This is a genomic window from Flavobacterium johnsoniae (assembly GCF_001879205.1).
In the GTDB taxonomy this organism is placed as follows: domain Bacteria; phylum Bacteroidota; class Bacteroidia; order Flavobacteriales; family Flavobacteriaceae; genus Flavobacterium; species Flavobacterium johnsoniae_A.
The window spans coordinates 642759-665301 of sequence record NZ_MLFK01000009.1 but is presented as its reverse complement, the minus strand read 5'-3'; the positions used below and the strand labels follow the sequence as shown (position 1 = coordinate 665301).

Genomic DNA, 22543 nt, shown 5'->3' with positions numbered 1-22543 from the left:
GAAATGCAAATCTAGTAATACTAAATACAAATTGAAAGAAAGAAAAGACAATTTACAATAAATATATAGTAGTCTTAGTTTTTAGTTTCAGTTTTCAGTGTTTTAACAAAAAGTGATTTTATTCGATAATTAAAACTGTAAAAGAGGCTCAGTTTTCAGCTTTTATCTTGAACTGAAAACAGGATACTGTGACTGTAAAGTAAAAAAGAAAAAAATACCCGACAGCAATAGATTTACAAAACAAATTTATTTTTAATTTAAATTTATCTCATTTGAACGAAAGAATTATCGAGCTAATAGACATCGCTCCAAAAGACTTTTGGGGCGCGCAGGATTCTCATCTTGAAATAATAAAAAAGTACTACCCAAAGCTTAAAATCGTAGCGCGAGGGACCACTTTAAAAGCCTTTGGCGAAAAAGAAGTTTTAGATGAATTCGAAAAGAGATTTCAGAGGCTTATGCTTCATTTTACCAGATACAACAACATTGATGATAATGTAATTGAACGTGTAATAATGAGTGATGGTCAGGATGAAAAAAAAGCATACGATCAAGACAAAATATTAGTTCACGGAGTTGGCGGTAAGATTATTAAAGCCATGACACCAAACCAGCAGTTACTGGTAGATACCATTAAAAAAAATGATATGGTATTTGCAATAGGACCAGCCGGAACAGGAAAAACCTACACGGGTGTTGCAATGGCCGTAAAAGCACTTAAAGACAAAGAAGTAAAAAGGATCATATTAACACGTCCGGCGGTAGAAGCAGGAGAAAATCTTGGTTTTTTACCCGGTGATATGAAAGAAAAACTAGATCCGTACATGCAGCCTCTTTATGATGCCTTACGCGATATGTTACCTAACGAAAAACTGGAAGATTACATTTTAAAAGGAATTATCCAGATTGCGCCTCTGGCATTTATGCGCGGGCGAACACTTGATAACGCCTTTGTAATTTTGGATGAAGCGCAAAATACAACGCATTCGCAAATGAAGATGTTTTTGACCCGTATGGGAAAAAACGCCAAGTTTATGATTACGGGAGATCCTGGTCAGGTCGATTTGCCACGACGTACTATTTCTGGTCTTAAAGAAGCTATTTTGGTACTGAAAGACATTGACGGAATTGGAATTATTTATCTCGACGATAAAGATATCGTTCGTCACAGATTAGTGAAAAAGGTAATCGACGCTTATAAGCAAATAGAAAACCACGACTAAATTTTAATTTTTAGCGAAATGTTAAATGTAAATCGTGAATTGTGTTTTAACATTTATTAATATTCGTTTTGCATTTATTTCTTTTGAAAAAGTGTAAAACGAATATTTTTTTGCTTTAGTTTTAATGTATTGTTTGTCAGGCTGAGCGATCCCGAGGCTTCGGGAGAAGCCCGGCAGTAACTTATGAATAAATAAGAAAATGAAACAACTGGATGATTTCTACCTAAATCAAGATGAACCCGAAAAAGGAGCATTTTTGGCATTAAAAGAAATTATTCTAAAACAAGATCCAGAGATTACAAACGTCCTAAAATATGGAATGCCCTTTTTTTGTTATAAAGGAAAAATGTTCTGCTATTTATGGATTCATAAAAAACTAAAACAGCCTTACATCGGAATTGTGGAAGGTAAACATTTTGATGAACCTTTTTTAATTCAGGAAAAACGTTCGAGAATGAAAATTTTCATGTTGAATTCTGAGCAAGATTTACCTTTAGAACAAATTAAATTGATAATTCACAAAGCGCTAAATTTATACAAATCAGGATTAATAAAAGTTTAATTTACTTAAAGCGCAAGATTTAACCAAATAGTTAAATAAATAATAAACTTATCTCAATAATAGGTTTCGGGCTTTGCAAACTTTGCTCAACTGGGCTTAAAGCCGTAAATTTGCATATCATAAATAGTTGACATTAACATGACAAAACTTAAAAATATAAAAGTTGTAGTAAGTGACCTTGACGGAACTTTACTCAACCCCCAGCATAGAATTTCAGATTATACCAAATCAATTTTTCAGGAACTTCACAATCAAAATTATCTTATTGTAGTGGCAACAGGACGTCATCATCTTGATGCCATGGCAATTATCGAAACGCTTGAAGTTCCCGTATATTTAGTGAGTTCAAACGGAGCCAGAATACATTCACCAAACAAAGAAGAACTTTTTGCTTTTAACTTAAACAGCGATGTGGTGAAAGCAGCGTTGAATGTTGAAATAGATCCTGCCATTACAGTAGTTTTATTTAAAGAAAATGTCTGGCAGACAAATAAATGGAATGAAAGGCTTAACTCTTTTCAAGCCGAATTAAAATACCGTCCCGAATTAGTAGATTACAAGAATCTGGAAGATTTTGGAGCGATTAAAATTTTCTTTTCGTGTGACGATCACGAAAAATTAGTAAAACTAAAAGATGCTGTTCTGGCCAATTCTTCAGAACATTTACATCATGCTTTCAGTTTGCCAACTTGCCTGGAGTTTATGGATAAATCTATAGATAAAGCTGTTTCAATAGAGCAGGTCCTTGAAAAAGAAGGTTATACTTTAGATCAGGCTGTTTCTTTTGGAGACGGTTTTAACGATGTTCAAATGCTTTCTGCGTCTGGAAAAGGCTTAATTATGGGTAATGCCCCTGCAATTTTAAAAGAAACTTTACCAGATTTAGAAGTGATAAAAACCAATGCCGAAGATGGCGTAGCAAGATACATTGCTTCAAAAATATTAGATAAAGAATTGGTGTAAAGTTATTTTTTAAAGCTACAAATCACACAAATTTTTACAAATTTATACAGCAGATCGAATTAGGTAAATCAGCTCGTTTTACGGAATTTAACGATAATTGCCGCGATAGATAATTTCTGCAAATTGGTGTAATTCGCGGCAAACGAAATATCTCTTTCTTTTGATGATGAAACTCTGTGAAATAATTTTAAATTTGCATTCATAAAAAACAACACAACTTAAGATAATGAGCAATACGATCACAACCACAAATTTTAATTTCCCGAATCAAAAATCAGTGTACCGCGGAAAAGTTAGAGAAGTTTATAATATTAACGACGAACTTTTAGTAATGGTAGCGACCGACAGACTTTCGGCATTTGATGTGGTTTTACCAAAAGGAATTCCGTACAAAGGACAAATTTTGAATCAGATTGCAACAAAATTTATGGAATTAACCCAGGATATTGTTCCAAACTGGTTAATCGCAACTCCGGATCCAAACGTTGCTGTTGGACATTTATGCGAGCCTTTTAAAGTAGAAATGGTAATTCGCGGTTATCTTTCCGGACACGCAGCACGTGAATATGCAGCAGGAAGAAAACAAATCTGCGGTGTAACTATGGCTGAAGGTTTAAAAGAAAACGACAAATTTCCTGAACCGATTATTACACCAACTACAAAAGCGGATAATGGTTCTCATGACGAAGATATTTCTCGTGAGGATATTTTAGCAAAAGGAATCGTTTCAGAAGAAGATTATTTGGTTTTAGAAAAATACACCCGTGCATTGTTTCAAAGAGGAACTGAGATTGCAGCTTCTAGAGGTTTAATTTTGGTTGATACTAAATATGAATTCGGAAAAACAAAAGACGGTGTTATTGTTTTAATTGATGAAATTCATACTCCGGATTCTTCTCGTTATTTCTATGCTGACGGATATGCCGAAAGACAAGAAAAAGGGGAGGAGCAAAAACAATTATCTAAAGAATTTGTTCGCCGCTGGTTAATCGAAAACGGTTTTCAAGGTCAAGACGGACAACAGATTCCGGATATGTCAGATGAATATATCGAATCTGTTTCTGAAAGATATATCGAATTATACGAGAATATTTTAGGAGAAAAATTCGTGAAAGCTGATATTGATAATATTGACCAACGTATTGATAAAAACGTATTAGAATACCTATCTTCTAAATAGTAATTTTGGGGTTTAAACTAACTATTTAAACCATGAATTTTATAACTCAAAAAAATGCCCTGCTTTTTGTATGTATTACAGCAGGGCATTTTCTTTTTGCGCAGATTGATAAAAATGCAACAAAAGAAACCAAAAATCTATACAGGAATCTAAATGCAATTTCAATAAGCCACATACTTTTTGGTCATCAACATGCGCTCGAATATGGACATGGATGGAGCAATGAACCAGATAAATCAGACGTAAAGTCTGTAACCGGTTCGCATCCGGCTGTAGTAGGGATTGATTTTAGTGATTTTTCCGGACAATCAAAAGTAAAGACAGAAAAGTCAATACAAGTTTTAAGGAAAAATGTAGTTGATACGTACGAAAGAGGAGGAATTACTACGGTTTCCTGGCATTTTAATAACCCCGCTTCCGATGGTGGTTTTTATTGGAAAGAAGGAATTTCTAAAGCATCAATGGCATTGATAAAACCAGGCGGTTCTCATCACGAACAGTATAAGGAGATTTTAAAAACAATTGCTGATTTTGCTAATTCTGTAAAAGCAAAAGACGGAACACTTTCTCCGATGATTTTCAGGCCTTTTCACGAATTTGACGGCGATTGGTTTTGGTGGGGAAAACCATATACATCCCGCGAAGATTTTATTGAAGTCTGGCAATTCACGGTTTCTTATTTACGTGATACTTTAGGCGTTCACAATTTTATTTATGCTTTTTCGCCAGACAATCGTTTCAACTCAGAATCAGAATATTTGGAACGTTATCCAGGTGATAAATTTGTAGATATGTTTGGAATGGATGATTATGCTGATTTTGGCCGTGATGGAAAATATGATCTCGAAGCAGGTTTAAAAAAGCTTGAAATAATATCTAACTTAGGTAAAAAGAAGAAAAAATTAGCAGCATTTACTGAAACGGGTCTAGAATCTATTCCAAATGAAAAGTGGTGGACAGAAGTCCTGCTGAAAACATTAAAATCAAATGATTTAAAATTATCGTATGTATTGGTTTGGCGAAACGATGCAATAAGTCCAACACATTATTATGCTCCATTTCCGGAACAAATAAGCGTGCCCGATTTTCTTAAATTCTATAATGATCCTTTTACTTTGTTTGAGAAAGACTTGACAAATATTTACCAAATGAATTTTTGATTTTTTTTCTAATTTAAAAAAGTGAGCTAAAGCTTTGTTTTCTAGTATTTAAGGGGTTTCTTTTTTTCGTTTTTTAGATCTAAATCAAATTTATTTTATTTTTTTTTCAGAAATTTTGTAACAATTTTAGAAATACAGCGTCTATTGTAGTAGGTATTAGTTTTAAATAACATTTTGGAAAAGCTTCATCACCTTTTATAAATTGAATGTTAGGAAATAATTAAGACATAGCACCTTGTAAAACATAATATAGAAATTGAATTACATTTACATAAAAAATAAAAATCATCATTATCAATCAATTAACAACAATCATCATGAAAAAATCAGTTATTTTATTAGGAGCCGCGTTAATCGCGTTTGCCAATGTTTCAATGGCCTCAAATCACAAATCTTCAGTGAAAGAAAACATTGAATTATCTGTTTACGGATCTACACCTTTAAGTGTTGCCATTAGTAAAGGAGATATCGAAATCGTGAAAAAATTTATCGAATATGGAGCTGATGTAAATCAGATTTCAGAGGATATGACACCATTAATGGTTGCAGCACGATACAATAAAGTAGAAATTATTAAAATTCTTATAGCAAATGGTGCACGTATAAACGAAAAAAATGAAAAAGGTTATACGGCCATTAAATATGCAGAATTTTCAGGCGCAGCTGATGCAGTAGCATTACTAAAAAGTTTGAAATAAGCTTTTAAGAGTTTAATAGTTTGAGTTAGTATAAAACGGTCATCATTGAGCAGTTGACCGTTTTTTTTATGCTTTGTAATTAATAAAAATGTTTAGCCCATAAAAACAAAACATAGGTTTTCAAAGTCTATGTTTCTGTTTCTTAAATTAATAGTTAATAACACCTGAAAACAAAAAAGCACCATTAAAAAATAATGATGCTTTTTCTTTCTAAACCAAATTAATCTAACCAAATTAATTTTATCGTAAATGTGCCTATTCTATTGGCGCATGTTTTCTGCGGTTGAATATCCAGAACAAAATTGGAAAAACCAATAGGGTCAGGATTGTGGCTGTTACCAAACCACCTATGATTACAATGGCAAGAGGTTTTTGAGACTCAGATCCAATTCCGGTTGAAATAGCGGCCGGCATTAATCCTATAGATGCCATAAGTGCCGTCATAATTACAGCTCGTGTTCTGGCTTTTACTCCTCTAAAAATGGATTCTTCCAATGAAAATTTTGCTTTAATATTATGATGGAATTCCGATATCAGGATTACCCCGTTTTGAATACAAATTCCCAATAAGGCAATAAATCCAACTCCTGCCGAAATTCCGAAATTCATTCCCGTTAAATGCAGGGCGATAATTCCACCAATTACAGCAAACGGAACATTGGCCAAAACAAGCAGCGAATCTTTTATATTTCCGAATAATATAAAGAGTAATACAAATATTCCAATTAAACTGATTGGAACTACCTGCGCAAGACGCGCACTTGCACGAACCTGATTTTCAAATTCTCCTGTCCATCCTGTGGTATATCCCGGGGGCATTTTTACCTCTGCCACTTTTGATTGGGCTTCGGCAATTGTACTTCCTAAATCTCTATCACGAACAGAGAATTTTACTCCAATAAAACGTTTTGTATTATCTCTATAAATAAAAGCGGGACCAGTTATGGTTTTAATATCACAAATTTCTTTTAGCGGAATTTTTGCACCGCTGATTGTGGGAACTTTAAGTTCAGCTAAATCTTCTTCGTCTTTACGATACTCTTTAGAAAAACGTACTCTTACATCAAATTTCTTTTCATCTTCATATTTTTGAGTGGCTGTTTTTCCTCCAAATGCCAATTCTAAAACAGCTTGTGCGTCACTTAAAGTTACTCCGTAAGCAGCCATTTTTTCCCTATCCAGAATTACGCTAATTTCCGGCTGACCGACATTTCTAAGAATTCCTACGTCTTTAATACCCGGAATATTTTTAATCTTTGCCAAAACTTCGTTAGACAATTCGTCTAGTTTATCTAAATCATCTCCATAAATTTTAACGGCATTAGAAGCTTTAAAACCAGCGACAGACTCAGCAACGTTATCGATTACGGGTTGTGAGTAGTTATACGTAATTCCCTGGTGGACTTTTAACTTTTCATCCATCTCGTTAATTAATCCGTCCATGGTAATTTTTCGTGTCCATTCTGATTTAGGTTTCAAATCAACCTGAAGCTGAATAAATCCAAATCCGTTTGGATCCGTTCCATCATTGCTTCGGCCAGTCTGCGAAAGCACTTTTTTTACTTCGGGAAAAGTTTCAAGGTCTTTTCTAATCATAGCAGCAGTTTTCACACTTTCGGGCAGCGATGTACTCATAGGTAGTTCTGCCGTAACCCAAAGAGCACCTTCGTTTAACTGTGGTAAAAACTCAGTTCCTAAAAATGACGCAGAAAAGAATACGGCCACAATAATACCTGCAGAAGCAATTAAAGTTTTTACTTTATTTTTGAATGTCCAGGCAAAACCTTTGGCAACATTTCTATCCCAAAAGTTTACAAAAGGATTGTTTTTTTCTTTTACGTTTTTATTTAATAAAATATGCGATAAAACCGGAACCAGAGTCAGCGTAAAAAGTAACGCTCCCATTAAGGCAAAACCTAAAGTATAGGCCAGAGGAGAAAACATTTTACCTTCTACTTTCTGAAAAGAAAATATAGGGAGTAAAGCGGTAATGATAATTAATTTAGAAAAGAAAATAGCTTTACCCATTTCTGTTCCTGTTTTTTTAATTATGCTTCCTTTTGCAATTTTATTGTAAGCTATCATTCCTAATTGATGTGCCCGATGATCCAGCACTACAAATAATCCTTCAACCATTACAACCGCCCCGTCAATGATAATTCCGAAATCGACTGCCCCTAAACTCAGCAGGTTGGCACTCATTCCCATCATTTTTAAGCACAGGAAAGCAAATAATAAAGAGAGCGGAATAACAATAGAAACGGTAAAAGTCGTTCTCCAGTCGGCCATGAAAAGAAACACGACGCAAGTAACCAGGATAATACCTTCAAATAAATTGTGCATAACCGTTTCAGTCGTGAAATTCATTAAATTATCACGATCGTAAAAGGTTTCTATTTTAATATCTTTTGGAAGAATGTTTTCATTTAAATCCTTTATTTTATCTTTAATTAAGGCCAAAGTTTCCTGAGCATTTTCGCCTTTACGCATTACCACAATTCCTTCAACAGCATCGTCATTATTACCAATTCCTGTTTGCCCGACTCTTGGCATAGAACTATCATAAACGTCAGCCACATTTTTTACCAAAATTGGATTACCGCCAGCCTGGTCTACAATAATATTTTCAATATCTTTTCTCGATTTGATAAGCCCCACGCCTCGAACTACAAATGCTTGTCCGTTCTTTTCGATAATATCGCCGCCCACATTTATATTTCCGGCATCGACTGCATTATAAACCTGAAGCGGTGTAATATTGTATTTGGCTAATTTTACCGGATCAACTCCAACTTCATAAGTTTTTGTCTGACCACCAAAAACGTTTAAATCTGCCACTCCGGGAACGGCACGCAATTGTTTATCAATCACCCAGTTTTGGTATGTTAATAATTCGCGGCTGTCTCTGCTGTCGCTTTTTACAATATATCTGAAGATTTCACCCGTTGGTCCGTATGGAGGCTGTACATCTGGCTCAACATCTTCCGGAAGTGTTACATTTTTCAATAGGTTATTAACCTGAAAACGGGCAAAAGTATCATCAACACCATCATCAAAAATAATTTTGATTACAGATAAACCAAACATCGTAATGCTTCGTACGCTTGTTTTTTTCTGAACGGAGTTCATTGAAATCTCAATAGGCGTAGTAACAAAACGTTCAACTTCCTCGGCACTTTTACCATTCCATTGTGTAATGATAATAATTTGGGTATTTGTTACATCCGGAAAAGCGTCAATTGGCATATTTTTGAAAGAAATAAATCCGGCAACAGCCAATAATCCAACCCAAAAAAAGGTAAATGCTTTATTCTTAAGTGAAAAAGCAATTATATTTCGTATGAATTTGTTCATGTGTTAATCGTTTAAAGCGCGATAAATAAATAATTGATTATTGGTAATGACTTTTTCATTTTCCTTTAAACCGCTGGAGATGTAAGTGGTATCACCAACTACTCGATAAACTTCAACTTGTCTTGTTTCGATATTATGACGGTCTTTAAAGATCATCACGAAATTTTTGCTTTTATCAAAAACTATCGCCTTGCTTGGTATGGCGATCATTGATTTATCTTCGTTGTATGATAATTTAATATTAGCGTTCATATCAGGTTTTAGCAAAAATCCCGGGTTTTGAAGTTTAATACGTGCCTGCATTGCTTTTGTTTCCGGATCAATTACGTTGAAAATTTTATCTACTTTTCCTTTAAAAACTTTATCCGGATAACTTAAAGTAGTAATGCTGGCATCAATCCCAAGTTTAATTTTGTTAATGTCGATTTCATTAATGTTGGCCATTGCCCATACTTCACTGATTTCGGCAATATCAAAAATATTTTCAGAACGGTCAGAACGTAAAAGCATATCCTGATTGATGCTTTTTTGAATAACAAACCCGCTTATTGGAGCCGTAACTTCATAAATTGAACCTGCTTTTATGTTGTAAATTTTATAGGTTTCCTGAATTTTGCTTAATTGAGACTGTGCTTTATTTACTTCAGATTTAGCCTGCAGTACATCACTCTCAGAATTTAATTTTCCGTCAAATAATTCCGTTGCTACTTTAAGATTGTTTTTCGCAACCAGTAAATCACTTTTTGCATCAATAGACTGCTTTTCAAAATCAGCAATATCGGTACTTTTTATAGTGGCCAGCACTTGGCCTTTTTTTACATAATCACCAAGTTCAACATTTACTTTGATTACATTACCGCCTACAAGAGGGTAAACGTCTATTAATTTATTATTGTCGGCTGTGATTTTTCCATAAAAACTCAGTTCGTTTTTTAAGGTTTGGTTTTCTGCAACAGCTGTAGTGGTTGTTTTCAGCATGCTGTCGCTTAAAGAGAAAGAAGTATTAGTTTGAGGATTTTCTACTTCTTTTTTGCAGCTTGTAAGTGATAAACCCACAATTGCAATTCCTATAATTAGTTTATGTTTCATTATTATTTCGTTTTAAAATAAATCCTTGTTGATGGTAGTGTTTAGTTCTTCTCCTGATAAGGCCAGCTTTTTCTTTAATTCATTGACCTGAATATTAGCCTGGTTATAACTTTCCATGAAATCGGTAAATTCTAACAGACTGATGTTTCTTTTTTGAAAATTCGTCAGGATTCCATTGTAAACAGCTTCAAAATCTGAGTTAACAGTTGGTTTTATAACGGCATAATTTTTACGGGATTCATCCCATTTATTCCAGGCCGATGTAATTTCTGTTTCTAATTGCAGGTTAAAGTTTTGTTTTTCAACTTTTGATTGTGCCAGAACTGCTTGGGCATTTTTGATATTTCCTTTATTTTTATTCCAAAGAGGAAGCGGAATTCCAACAGAAACATTAGCTTCTTTATTGAAAGCGCCGCTTCGCTGATCGTAATTGGCACCCAGTGTAATATCTGGAATAGAAAGTGATTTTTGCCACTTTACATTGAGTTCATTTGCCTCAATTTCTTTTTGTTTTGCTAAATAATCCGGACGATTGGCAATGGCTTCGTCTTCAAAAGATTTTAGATCAAAAGGAATTATTTTTAAGTATTTATTGAAATCATCTTTAGAAACATCTGGAATTATGGTTTCAGTTGAGTTTAAAAGTAATTTCAAACTTGCTTGTTCCTCGATGCTGCTATTAACGACTTCCATTCGTTCGTTTTTAAAATTAAGATACAGCGATTGTAAACGTACCACATCTCTTAACGGAATGTTTCCTTTTTGGGCCTGAATAGAGTAGGAGTTTATCAGGTCTTCAATATGAACAAGTTGTTTATCAGTTATTTCAAGACTTTTGGTATTATAATAAACGGTATAGAAACTTTGGCGTAATTGAAGTTTTAATGTCCTTAGTAAATCATTAAATTGAAGCTCGGCTAGTTGTTCATTGGTCTGAGCCAGTTTTACTTCGTTGCGTTTTTTGCCGCCTAAATATATTAATTGCTCAATTCCAAAAGCTTTTTGACCTTCTTTACCAATGTCAAAATACTTATTTCTTTCGGGGTTATAGGCATTTAATTCTGCAGTAATAGTTGGATTATCCCAAATTCGGGCCTGAATGGTCATGGCTTTTGCAGCATCAATATTATAATGAGAGGCTAGCAAAAAAAGATTGTTTTTAAGAAATTGGCTCTCACAATCCTGAAGAGTGACTGTTTTTTGAGCCATAACTACCTGATTAAGCAGTACAAGTAGCAAAAATGCATATAGTTTTCTCATTGTATCATTTTTATTTTATACAAATATGCTATCACCAGACTTTAAGAGGGCTTAAAATCTACCTTAAAATTAGCTTAAAATAAAATATTAATGAAAGAATAATTGGAATAAATTTGCATTTTCTTCTGGTACACTGTAAGTTATGGAAGCTTTGTGCAAAGTTAGGATTCGGTTTATAATTGGAAGTCCCAATCCAAAACCCGATTTCCCTTTAGAGTTTTTTCCTCGCATAAAAGGCTGAAAAAGATTTTGCTGTTCGCTTTCGCTTAAAGTTCTTCCTTTGTTTAAGACAGAAATAACCAGGCGGTCTTGCTGAGTGCTTATTTTTACCAAAGCTTGCTTGTCATCTGAATAAATGCAGGCATTTTTTAAAACATTACTAATGGCAATCTCCAGCAGGTTTTTGTTACCTTTAATTTCTAGGGTTGTGTCGAGATTTTCACTTTCTTCTATCTCAAATAAAATGGTGAACTCGGGATAACTTTTCTTTAAGTTTTCAATTGCCGAGAACAGAATTTCGTCCATTCTATGAACGCCGTCATATTCACTGTTTCTATTGTTGTCAATTTTCGATAGAATCAATAATGAACTAATCAATTCAGTTAAATGATTGATATCGTGCAAAATGGTTTTTAAAAAGTTTTTTCCCTTTAGTGACGTTTCTGGATCTGAAATTGTGTTTTCTATTTGAGCTGTTATTCTCGATAACGGAGTGCGAAGTTCATGTGAAGCGTGAGCAGTAAATTCTTTTTGTTTTTGGTACGAAATCTCGATTCGGTCCATCATGAAATTAAATTCGTTGGCAATCAAATCTATTTCGTCTTTGTTGTTTTTTGATGCAATACGGGTATCAAGATTGTTTTCGTTGATGTTCTTTATTTTTTGATGAAATAAACTCAACGGATTCATTGCCTTTTTAACCATAAATGAGGTTAAAACCCAGCAGAGACAAGTAAAGAAAATATAAGATACAATCAGGGTATATCTTAAAAAAAGAAGTTTTCTTTTTCCGTAGTCATCTGTAGCCGAAATTAATGCGTAGAAATCTTTTTCGTTGGTGTCATAGAAAACACCATACACTTCATAATCTCCTTGCTGCTTAAAGAAAGTTTTATGTTTTTTAAGGTATTTTAAGTCTTCAACAGACCAATTGATTTTGGCATCATCTATACTGCTGTAGATAAGCTTAAAATGAGAATCAAACACTAACGTTTTCTCATTGTATAATTTATTGATCGAATTCTGATCGATTATTTTAAGTAATTCTTCGTCAACTTCCTTGACATTTACTAATAGCTTAATGTTGGAAAGCGCTTTTATTTCTAAACGATCCCTGAATTCTTCTTTTCTAAAATTAGAATACAAAACAAATATCACAGTAGAAGCCAGCCCAAACAAGATTGTAAAAAGCAAACTAACTAAAAGGGATATTCTGTTTTTTAATGTCATTCTTCGTTACTTAAATAATAGCCGTAACCAATTTTAGTACGGATAAGTTTTGTTTCGTGATCCTTGTCAATTTTTTTTCTGAGGAAATTAATATAAACTTCAATTGTATTTTGATTAGTTTCAATATGATAATCCCAGAGTTTTTCGGCAATAAACTGTTTAGATAAAACTTTTCCTTTGGCATGAGCCAAAATTAAAATCAATTTAAACTCTTTTGGAGTAAGCTTAATTTCTTCTCCGGAACGAAAAACTTTCATTTCCTCTTCCAGGATTTCTAAATCTTCAATTAGAATTTTCTTTTCTATTTGCTGCGGAATCTCTTTTCTTCTTAGTAAGGACGAAATTCGGGCGTACAATTCTTCAAAATGAAAAGGCTTCACCAGGTAATCGTCGGCACCATTATCAAACGAAGCGAGTTTGTCTTCAATTTCACTAAAAGCCGTCAGCATAATAATTGGTGTTTTTTTATCAACCTCTCTAATACCTTTGCACACCTCGATTCCGTTTGTTCCGGGAACATTTATATCCAGAATAATTAAGTCATATTCATAAGGAAAGTATTTTTTTAATAACAGCGAGCCGTCATAATAAGGTATACACTCGAATTCTTTAGTGGTAAAAAATGTGGAGATTTCTTTAGACAAAGTAAAATCGTCTTCGAGCAGTAAAATTTTCATATTATACTTTGATTATAAATCGGGCTGTTTATTTAACAGCCCGATTTATGAATTTAATATTTTTATTTGAAATAAGAAAACGTCTGATTGTTTTCAATTTTCAATAGAGACTCATAAATAAGCTGAATCACATTTTCAACATCATCTCTATGAACCATTTCCACTGTAGTATGCATATAGCGCAACGGCAGTGAAATCAATGCAGATGCGACACCGCCATTGCTATAAGCAAAAGCATCAGTATCTGTTCCTGTAGCTCTTGATGTTGCATGACGCTGGAATGGAATTTTATTTTCTTCGGCAGTATCTACAATTAAATCGCGAAGTTTATTTTGAATTGCAGGAGAATAAGCAATTACAGGACCTTTGCCCATTTTTAAATCGCCTTCTACTTTTTTATCAATCATAGGAGTATTAGTATCATGGCATACATCAGTAACAATGGCAACATTTGGTTTAATAGTATGCGCAATCATTTCTGCACCACGAAGACCAATTTCTTCCTGAACAGAGTTTACAATATATAAACCAAAAGGAAGTGTTTTTTTGTTTTCGTGAAGTAAACGGGCAACTTCGGCAATCATAAAACCGCCCATTCTGTTGTCTATTGCGCGACAAACAAATTTATTTTCATTTAAAATCATAAATTCATCAGGATAGGTAATTACACACCCCACATGAACACCCATTGCTTCGACCTGTTCTTTTGTTTCACAACCCAAATCAATAAAAATATTACTCAATTTAGGCACTTCTTCTTTATCGCGTAAACGAGTATGAATAGCCGGCCAGCCAAAGACACCTTTTACAATTCCGTTCTTAGTATGTATGTTTACTCTTTTTGATGGCGCAATTTGATGATCTGAACCTCCATTTCTAATTACATATAGTAAACCGTCATCAGTAATATAGTTGACATACCATGAAATTTCATCAGCATGTCCTTCAATAACAACTTTAAAAGGAGCATCAGGGTTAATAACTCCCACCGCTGTGCCGTAGGTGTCCGTAATAAAAGTATCCACATAAGGCTGCAGATAATTCATCCAAAGTTTTTGTCCTTCGCTTTCATAACCCGTCGGCGAAGCATTATTTAGGTAGCTTTCCAGAAAAGCTATAGAAGTTTCGTTTAAGATAGATTTTGTACTCATAAAAATATTTTTTCGCTAATTTATAAATTTGGTATTAGAGTTGTGTATAAATATATAATTTTACATTTAAATTAAGACTCCATGAGATTTACCTGTTGCATTTTATTTTTATTATTGATTTCATTTACAAGTCAAGCCCAAGTTACTCCAAAAGAAAATCAGGAAATGGGTTATATCCTAACCGAGCAAGATTCTATTCTGAATGATACGATTCAGTTGCCTGAGATTATTATTTCAAAAGGAGAGAAGATGAATGCCGAAGAAATGAAGCAGTTCCAGATTCTGCAGAACAGGGTTTATAAAGTCTATCCTTATGCAAGATTAGCTGCAGATAGATTAACCGCCTTAAATAATGGAATGGCGCGATTAAAAACGAATCGCGAAAAAAAGAAGTATTTCAAAATCGTTGAAGACTATCTTAATAATGAATTTGAGGACAGACTTAAAAAACTTTCCAGAAAGCAGGGACAGATTTTGGTTAAATTGGTACATCGTCAAACAGGAAAAACAACTTATGAGTTAATAAGAACTTTAAAAAGTGGTTTCAAGGCGTTTGTATCAAATACAACAGCCAATCTCTTTGATATAAGTTTAAAGACTGAATACAAACCTTACGAAGTCAACGAAGATTATTTAATAGAAACAATCCTGATTAGAGGATTTGAATCAGGCCGCTTGATAAATCAGCCTCCAGCCGCCCCGGTTAATTACAATAACCTTATGGCGCATTGGGAAACAAAAGCTAAAGAACTTAATAAAAAATAGTATACCTTATATTAAATATACAAACCCGACAGTTTTCAAAATCTGTCGGGTTTGTTTTTTGTACCTATATATATGTGGAAAATAAGCCTATCCTATAAGTAGAAAACTATACTATAATATATAAGCAGAAAATTTCTATTGTCAGGCTGAGCTAAGCTGAAGCCTTTTGATGCAGTTTTGGAATCTGGAATTTCAAATTTGTCATTTTAACAGGGAGCTTACTCCGCTTTTGTCGGAGCCAGGCGTGTGGGTTTTCAGAATAAAACCCAGAGAGCAATGGATGTTTTGAGAAGAACAAACAAGGAAGGATAGGTGAGAGCGGAAGAAAATCTCAATAAAATCCAGTCCAGTGTTCTTTGTGCAATAGGTTCGAAGAAGATCATGTCTTGGTGTCTCAGCGGTAAAATCACGCCAAAACAAACATAACGCAAAAAGACTCAAAAAAACTTTGGGTTGTAAAAAACGCATAACCAGCGATTTATAAAAAAGATGGAAAAAATATAAAAAAAAGGCTTGTAAATGTAAATAAAGGTGGTACTTTTGCACCCGCAACAGCGACAGACGTTCCCTGAAATACTGACAAGCTTATAAGATTTGGATGAAGAAATTTTTTCAAAAAAAGATTAAAAAAAGCTTGTGAGAATGGAAAACGGATGTTACATTTGCACCCCGCAAAACACGGAAAGTTCCTTGATATAGTGATAAGAAAAAATAAGAAATAGAGGCTGAAAAAAAGTTTCAATTTTTTTTAATTTTTTCTTGCACATTTAAAAAGAAAGTTTTAGTTTTGCACCCGCTTTGAAACACAAGCGAAAACAAAAAGAAGCACGTTCGTAGACATATTGAATTGACAGCCGTTTTGAGAGAGATCTCAGAACAAATAATAAAGAGTAATAGAATCGTTTGATTCGAAAAAGACCACTAGAATAAAGCATCGCAATATAATATAAAAATATACGATGAAGAGTTTGATCCTGGCTCAGGATGAACGCTAGCGGCAGGCTTAACACATGCAAGTCGAGGGGTATATGTCTTCGGATATAGAGACCGGCGCACGGGTGCGTAACGCGTATGCAATCTGCCTTTCACAGAGGGATAGCCCAGAGAAATTTGGATTAATACCTCATAGTATTATGTTTCGGCATCGAGATATAATTAAAGTCACAACGGTGAAAGATGAGCATGCGTCCCATTAGCTAGTTGGTAAGGTAACGGCTTACCAAGGCTACGATGGGTAGGGGTCCTGAGAGGGAGATCCCCCACACTGGTACTGAGACACGGACCAGACTCCTACGGGAGGCAGCAGTGAGGAATATTGGACAATGGGCGCAAGCCTGATCCAGCCATGCCGCGTGCAGGATGACGGTCCTATGGATTGTAAACTGCTTTTGTACGAGAAGAAACACTCCTTCGTGAAGGAATTTGACGGTATCGTAAGAATAAGGATCGGCTAACTCCGTGCCAGCAGCCGCGGTAATACGGAGGATCCAAGCGTTATCCGGAATCATTGGGTTTAAAGGGTCCGTAGGCGGTTTAGTAAGTCAGTGGTGAAAGCCCATCGCTCAACGGTGGAACGGCCATTGATACTGCTGAACTTGAATTATTAGGAAGTAACTAGAATATGTAGTGTAGCGGTGAAATGCTTAGAGATTACATGGAATACCAATTGCGAAGGCAGGTTACTACTAATTGATTGACGCTGATGGACGAAAGCGTGGGGAGCGAACAGGATTAGATACCCTGGTAGTCCACGCCGTAAACGATGGATACTAGCTGTTGGGAGCAATCTCAGTGGCTAAGCGAAAGTGATAAGTATCCCACCTGGGGAGTACGTTCGCAAGAATGAAACTCAAAGGAATTGACGGGGGCCCGCACAAGCGGTGGAGCATGTGGTTTAATTCGATGATACGCGAGGAACCTTACCAAGGCTTAAATGTAGATTGACCGTTTTGGAAACAGAACTTTCGCAAGACAATTTACAAGGTGCTGCATGGTTGTCGTCAGCTCGTGCCGTGAGGTGTCAGGTTAAGTCCTATAACGAGCGCAACCCCTGTTGTTAGTTGCCAGCGAGTCAAGTCGGGAACTCTAACAAGACTGCCAGTGCAAACTGTGAGGAAGGTGGGGATGACGTCAAATCATCACGGCCCTTACGCCTTGGGCTACACACGTGCTACAATGGCCGGTACAGAGAGCAGCCACTGGGTGACCAGGAGCGAATCTATAAAGCCGGTCACAGTTCGGATCGGAGTCTGCAACTCGACTCCGTGAAGCTGGAATCGCTAGTAATCGGATATCAGCCATGATCCGGTGAATACGTTCCCGGGCCTTGTACACACCGCCCGTCAAGCCATGGAAGCTGGGGGTGCCTGAAGTCGGTGACCGCAAGGAGCTGCCTAGGGTAAAACTGGTAACTAGGGCTAAGTCGTAACAAGGTAGCCGTACCGGAAGGTGCGGCTGGAACACCTCCTTTCTAGAGCCCTGAGTGTTAGTGGAAACACACGCCGGGGAAAAAGATGCTCTATTGGTTTTAGGATTTAGGGATAATATTACTCTTGCTGTTAGTTCAAATAATAAATTTTTAAGTAAAACAGAGTCTCGTAGCTCAGCTGGTTAGAGTACTACACTGATAATGTAGGGGTCGGCAGTTCGAGTCTGCCCGGGACTACTAAATTACTTAAGAAAAAGGAAATTCTGGAAGCTGGGATTCACCAAAGGAAATTAGAGAAGAATTAGAAATCTAAAATCTGAATTCTAAAATCTAAGATTTAAAATGGGGGATTAGCTCAGCTGGCTAGAGCGCCTGCCTTGCACGCAGGAGGTCAACGGTTCGACTCCGTTATTCTCCACAAAAGGCTGTAAGCCTGAGGCCTAGTGCGTAAAGCGCGAAGCATATAAAGTTCATTGACATATTGAGATAAGAAAATAATAAAAAGTAGAAAGCGTTTTTTATAATTTATTGTAAAGAACAAAAAAAAACGGTCATAATTGATTTTATGATTGGTACAATAAGCAAAATAAGGGCGTATGGGGGATGCCTAGGCTCTCAGAGGCGATGAAAGGCGTGATAAGCTGCGAAAAGCTGCGGGGACGGGCACACACCGATTGATCCGCAGATACCTGAATGGGGCAACCCACTATGTTGAAGACATAGTACACCGATAGGTGGGCAAACCCGCTGAACTGAAACATCTAAGTAGGCGGAGGAGAAGAAAACAAAAGTGATTCCGTAAGTAGTGGCGAGCGAACGCGGATTAGCCCAAACCAGTGATGTTACGGCATTGCTGGGGTTGTAGGACCACGAGATTTTATGCATGCAGAACCGGAAGTTACTGGAAAGTGACGCCAAAGAGGGTGATAGCCCCGTATGGGTAATAAATGTAATAGATAGTGGTATCCTGAGTAGGGCGGGGCACGTGAAACCCTGTCTGAATTTGGCGGGACCATCCGCTAAGGCTAAATACTCCTGAGAGACCGATAGTGAACCAGTACCGTGAGGGAAAGGTGAAAAGAACCGTGAATAACGGAGTGAAATAGATCCTGAAACCATACGCTTACAAGCGGTCGGAGCCCTTTCGTGGGGTGACGGCGTGCCTTTTGCATAATGAGCCTACGAGTTAACGTTGCTGGCAAGGATAAGTGGTTAAGCCATGGATCCGCAGCGAAAGCGAGTCTGAATAGGGCGCTTTAGTCAGTAGTGTTAGACGCGAAACCGTGTGATCTACCCATGGGCAGGTTGAAGCTGTGGTAACACACAGTGGAGGACCGAACCGGTTGACGTTGAAAAGTCTTCGGATGACCTGTGGGTAGGGGTGAAAGGCCAATCAAACTCGGAAATAGCTCGTACTCCCCGAAATGCATTTAGGTGCAGCGTTAGTTATAAAGTTATATAGAGGTAGAGCTACTGATTGGATGCGGGGGCTTCACCGCCTACCAATTCCTGACAAACTCCGAATGCTGTATAATGTTCACTAACAGTGAGGGCTTGGGTGCTAAGGTCCAAGTCCGAGAGGGAAAGAACCCAGACCATCAGCTAAGGTCCCCAAATATATGCTAAGTTGAAAGAACGAGGTTTGTCTGCCCAGACAGCTAGGATGTTGGCTTGGAAGCAGCCATTCATTTAAAGAGTGCGTAACAGCTCACTAGTCGAGCGGACGAGCATGGATAATAATCGGGCATAAGCATATTACCGAAGCTATGGATTTAGAGATTACTCTAAGTGGTAGGGGAGCATTCTAACAGGGTTGAAGGTTTTTCGTAAGGAGGGCTGGACTGGTTAGAAAAGAAAATGTAGGCATAAGTAACGATAATGCGGGCGAGAAACCCGCACACCGAAAAACTAAGGTTTCCACAGCTATGCTAATCAGCTGTGGGTTAGTCTGGTCCTAAGGCGAACCCGAAAGGGACAGTCGATGGCTAACGGGTTAATATTCCCGTACTACTAATTACTGTGATGGGGTGACGGAGTGATGAAAGCGCCGCGAACTGACGGAATAGTTCGTTAAAGTACCTAGCTATAGGCTCTGCAGGCAAATCCGCAGAGACTGGTGAAATACGATAGTACTCGGAGTCTTCGGACAAAGAGATAGTGCGCCTAAGGGCTTCCAAGAAAAACCTCTAAACTTCAGGTAATTAGTACCAGTACCGTAAACCGACACAGGTAGTTGAGGAGAGAATCCTAAGGTGCTCGAGAGATTCATGGCTAAGGAATTAGGCAAAATAGACCTGTAACTTCGGGAGAAAGGTCGCCCTGAGCAATCAGGGCCGCAGTGAAGAGGTCCAGGCGACTGTTTATCAAAAACACAGGGCTCTGCAAAATCGTAAGATGAAGTATAGGGCCTGACACCTGCCCGGTGCTGGAAGGTTAAGAGGAGATGTTATCTTCGGAGAAGCATTGAATTGAAGCCCCAGTAAACGGCGGCCGTAACTATAACGGTCCTAAGGTAGCGAAATTCCTTGTCGGGTAAGTTCCGACCTGCACGAATGGTGTAACGATCTGGACACTGTCTCAGCCATGAGCTCGGTGAAATTGTAGTAACGGTGAAGATGCCGTTTACCCGCAGTGGGACGAAAAGACCCTGTGCACCTTTACTATAGCTTAGTATTGACCTTGGATAAATGATGTGTAGGATAGGTTGGAGACTATGAAGCGGCGTCGCCAGGCGTTGTGGAGTCATTGTTGAAATACAACCCTTTGTTTATCTGAGGCCTAACCCCATATTGTGGGGGACATTGCTTGGTGGGTAGTTTGACTGGGGTGGTCGCCTCCAAAAGAGTAACGGAGGCTTCTAAAGGTTCCCTCAGTACGCTTGGTAACCGTGCGTAGAGTGCAATGGCATAAGGGAGCTTGACTGAGAGACATACAGGTCGATCAGGTACGAAAGTAGAGCATAGTGATCCGGTGGTTCCGCATGGAAGGGCCATCGCTCAAAGGATAAAAGGTACGCCGGGGATAACAGGCTGATCTCCCCCAAGAGCTCATATCGACGGGGGGGTTTGGCACCTCGATGTCGGCTCGTCACATCCTGGGGCTGGAGAAGGTCCCAAGGGTTGGGCTGTTCGCCCATTAAAGTGGCACGCGAGCTGGGTTCAGAACGTCGTGAGACAGTTCGGTCTCTATCTACTGTGGGCGTTAGAAATTTGAGTGGATCTGATTCTAGTACGAGAGGACCGAATTGGACAAACCTCTAGTGTATCTGTTGTCCCGCCAGGGGCACCGCAGAGTAGCTACGTTTGGAAGGGATAAGCGCTGAAAGCATATAAGCGCGAAACCCACCACAAGATGAGATTTCTTTTAAGGATCGTGGAAGATGACCACGTTGATAGGCTATAGATGTAAAGGCAGTAATGTCATAGTCGAGTAGTACTAATAATCCGTAAGCTTATGTACACCCTTTTCCCCCGATGCAAGTCGGGGGGAGAAACTTTCTAGAAATACTAAATAAAAATACTTTTCTTTATCTCAGTATGTTAAGATATTGGTTTTAATTATGAATTGTGAATTATCAATTGTTAATTAAAACAGATTGCCCAAAGCAATTATAACTTCTTAAGGTGGTTATTGCGGCGGGGCTCACCTCTTCCCATCCCGAACAGAGTAGTTAAGCCCGCCTGCGCAGATGGTACTGCAGTTATGTGGGAGAGTATGTCGTCGCCTTTCTTTTGAAAAACCCTATTCCAACGAATAGGGTTTTTTATTCAAACATTTACTTATTTGTTAGGTAAATAAGGTACCTTAGCTCAGATGGTAGAGCAATGGACTGAAAATCCATGTGTCCCTGGTTCGATCCCTGGAGGTACCACATAATGCTCGGATGGTGAAATTGGTAGACACGCTGGACTTAAAATCCAGTGAACAGCAATGTTCGTGCGGGTTCAAGTCCCGCTCTGAGTACTAAAACTTCAATTGGCTTTGCTAATTGAAGTTTTTTTTTGATCTAAACTGAAATAATACTTTTTGAAGACAATGATGTAAAATATTTGTTGCTTAAAAATCTTTTAATCAGAAATTTTATATTTTTACGTCTTTATTTAATCTTAAATATTATTTTCATCCATGCAAAATGTTTTTCTTAAGGAAGATTGCGAACAGTTTATCAATAGAATGAATGAGCTTAAACCAGATTCTCAGCCACTTTGGGGTAAAATGTCTGTTGACCAAATGCTGGCGCATTGTAATGTTACATATGAAATGGTTTATGATAATATCCATTCTAAACCAAATGCTTTTATAAAACTTCTTCTGAAACTATTAGCTAAAAAGAAAGTAGTAAGCGAAACTCCTTATCCAAGAAATCTTAGCACAGCGCCACAATTTATTATCAAAGGAGATTGTAATTTTGAACTGGAAAAAAATAGGTTGATTTCTTATATTTCTAAGACACAAGAATTAGGGGAAAAAGAATTTGATGGTAAAGAATCTCTTTCTTTTGGGAAATTAACATCAAAGGAGTGGAATAATATGTTTGCAAAGCATTTGGATCATCATTTTCGACAATTTGGGGTGTAACTAAAA

At 37.0% G+C, this 22543-nt stretch carries 14 protein-coding genes, 4 tRNA genes and 3 rRNA genes; 15 read left to right on the top strand and 6 right to left on the bottom strand.

The features are described from left to right. Positions 1-272 precede the first annotated feature (272 nt). The 6 genes from BKM63_RS18905 (at position 273) to BKM63_RS18880 (ending at position 5786) form a co-directional block, all read left to right on the top strand. Positions 273-1223 carry a PhoH family protein gene (locus tag BKM63_RS18905; RefSeq protein ID WP_071638100.1) on the top strand — a complete coding sequence of 317 codons (951 nt, stop codon included), beginning with the start codon at positions 273-275 and terminating at the stop codon, positions 1221-1223. Between the two features lie 199 nt (positions 1224-1422). Next, on the top strand, positions 1423-1785 hold the full coding sequence (locus BKM63_RS18900) for a DUF1801 domain-containing protein (RefSeq protein ID WP_071638099.1): 363 nt from the start codon (positions 1423-1425) through the stop codon (positions 1783-1785). A 138-nt stretch (positions 1786-1923) separates the two neighbouring features. Beyond that, the gene (locus tag BKM63_RS18895; protein ID WP_071638098.1) at positions 1924-2748 is read left to right on the top strand and encodes a Cof-type HAD-IIB family hydrolase; all 825 of its coding nucleotides are present in this window, start codon (positions 1924-1926) and stop codon (positions 2746-2748) included. A gap of 226 nt (positions 2749-2974) precedes the next feature. Then, a complete protein-coding gene (locus BKM63_RS18890) occupies positions 2975-3928 on the top strand; it encodes a phosphoribosylaminoimidazolesuccinocarboxamide synthase (protein ID WP_071638097.1) in 954 nt (317 codons plus the stop codon). A 32-nt stretch (positions 3929-3960) separates the two neighbouring features. Next, positions 3961-5088, top strand: coding sequence for a glycoside hydrolase family 26 protein (locus BKM63_RS18885; protein WP_071638096.1), 1128 nt, complete (start codon positions 3961-3963; stop codon positions 5086-5088). A gap of 317 nt (positions 5089-5405) precedes the next feature. Then, positions 5406-5786 carry an ankyrin repeat domain-containing protein gene (locus BKM63_RS18880; protein ID WP_071638095.1) on the top strand — a complete coding sequence of 127 codons (381 nt, stop codon included), beginning with the start codon at positions 5406-5408 and terminating at the stop codon, positions 5784-5786. A 255-nt stretch (positions 5787-6041) separates the two neighbouring features. Here the strand turns inward: BKM63_RS18880 and BKM63_RS18875 are convergent, their stop codons facing one another. From BKM63_RS18875 to BKM63_RS18850, 6 genes are all read right to left on the bottom strand, one after another. After that, positions 6042-9140: an efflux RND transporter permease subunit gene (locus BKM63_RS18875; protein ID WP_071638094.1), complete on the bottom strand. Its 3099-nt coding sequence runs from the start codon at positions 9138-9140 to the stop codon at positions 6042-6044. Between the two features lie 3 nt (positions 9141-9143). After that, positions 9144-10229, bottom strand: coding sequence for an efflux RND transporter periplasmic adaptor subunit (locus tag BKM63_RS18870; RefSeq protein WP_071638093.1), 1086 nt, complete (start codon positions 10227-10229; stop codon positions 9144-9146). A gap of 12 nt (positions 10230-10241) precedes the next feature. Beyond that, positions 10242-11489, bottom strand: a complete 1248-nt coding sequence (locus BKM63_RS18865; RefSeq protein ID WP_083572282.1) for a TolC family protein — start codon at positions 11487-11489, stop codon at positions 10242-10244. Between the two features lie 87 nt (positions 11490-11576). Continuing rightward, on the bottom strand, positions 11577-12938 hold the full coding sequence (locus BKM63_RS18860) for a HAMP domain-containing sensor histidine kinase (protein WP_071638092.1): 1362 nt from the start codon (positions 12936-12938) through the stop codon (positions 11577-11579). After that, entirely contained in the window at positions 12935-13615 is a 681-nt protein-coding gene (locus tag BKM63_RS18855) for a response regulator transcription factor (protein ID WP_071638091.1), read from the bottom strand. The genes BKM63_RS18860 and BKM63_RS18855 overlap by 4 nt, the downstream gene beginning before the upstream one ends. A gap of 62 nt (positions 13616-13677) precedes the next feature. After that, on the bottom strand, positions 13678-14766 hold the full coding sequence (locus BKM63_RS18850; protein ID WP_071638090.1) for a M42 family metallopeptidase: 1089 nt from the start codon (positions 14764-14766) through the stop codon (positions 13678-13680). Positions 14767-14847: 81 nt separating this feature from the next. Between BKM63_RS18850 and BKM63_RS18845 the strand changes: the two genes are divergently transcribed. The 9 genes from BKM63_RS18845 (at position 14848) to BKM63_RS18805 (ending at position 22537) form a co-directional block, all read left to right on the top strand. After that, on the top strand, positions 14848-15531 hold the full coding sequence (locus BKM63_RS18845; protein WP_071638089.1) for a DUF4294 domain-containing protein: 684 nt from the start codon (positions 14848-14850) through the stop codon (positions 15529-15531). Positions 15532-16487: 956 nt separating this feature from the next. Beyond that, a 16S ribosomal RNA gene (locus BKM63_RS18840) occupies positions 16488-18001 on the top strand. A 121-nt stretch (positions 18002-18122) separates the two neighbouring features. Further along, a tRNA-Ile gene (locus BKM63_RS18835) sits at positions 18123-18196 on the top strand. Positions 18197-18303: 107 nt separating this feature from the next. Then, positions 18304-18377: transfer RNA gene (locus BKM63_RS18830), tRNA-Ala, on the top strand. A gap of 157 nt (positions 18378-18534) precedes the next feature. Beyond that, positions 18535-21418: ribosomal RNA gene (locus BKM63_RS18825) — 23S ribosomal RNA — on the top strand. Positions 21419-21578: 160 nt separating this feature from the next. Further along, positions 21579-21688, top strand: a 5S ribosomal RNA gene (gene rrf, locus BKM63_RS18820). Together the 16S, 23S and 5S rRNA genes with 4 tRNA genes alongside form the textbook arrangement of a ribosomal RNA operon. Before the next feature lie 69 nt (positions 21689-21757). Then, positions 21758-21830: transfer RNA gene (locus BKM63_RS18815), tRNA-Phe, on the top strand. Between the two features lie 6 nt (positions 21831-21836). Beyond that, positions 21837-21922, top strand: a tRNA-Leu gene (locus tag BKM63_RS18810). 162 nt (positions 21923-22084) lie between these two features. Beyond that, positions 22085-22537 carry a DUF1569 domain-containing protein gene (locus BKM63_RS18805; protein WP_071638088.1) on the top strand — a complete coding sequence of 151 codons (453 nt, stop codon included), beginning with the start codon at positions 22085-22087 and terminating at the stop codon, positions 22535-22537. The last annotated feature ends 6 nt before the right edge of the window (positions 22538-22543 follow it).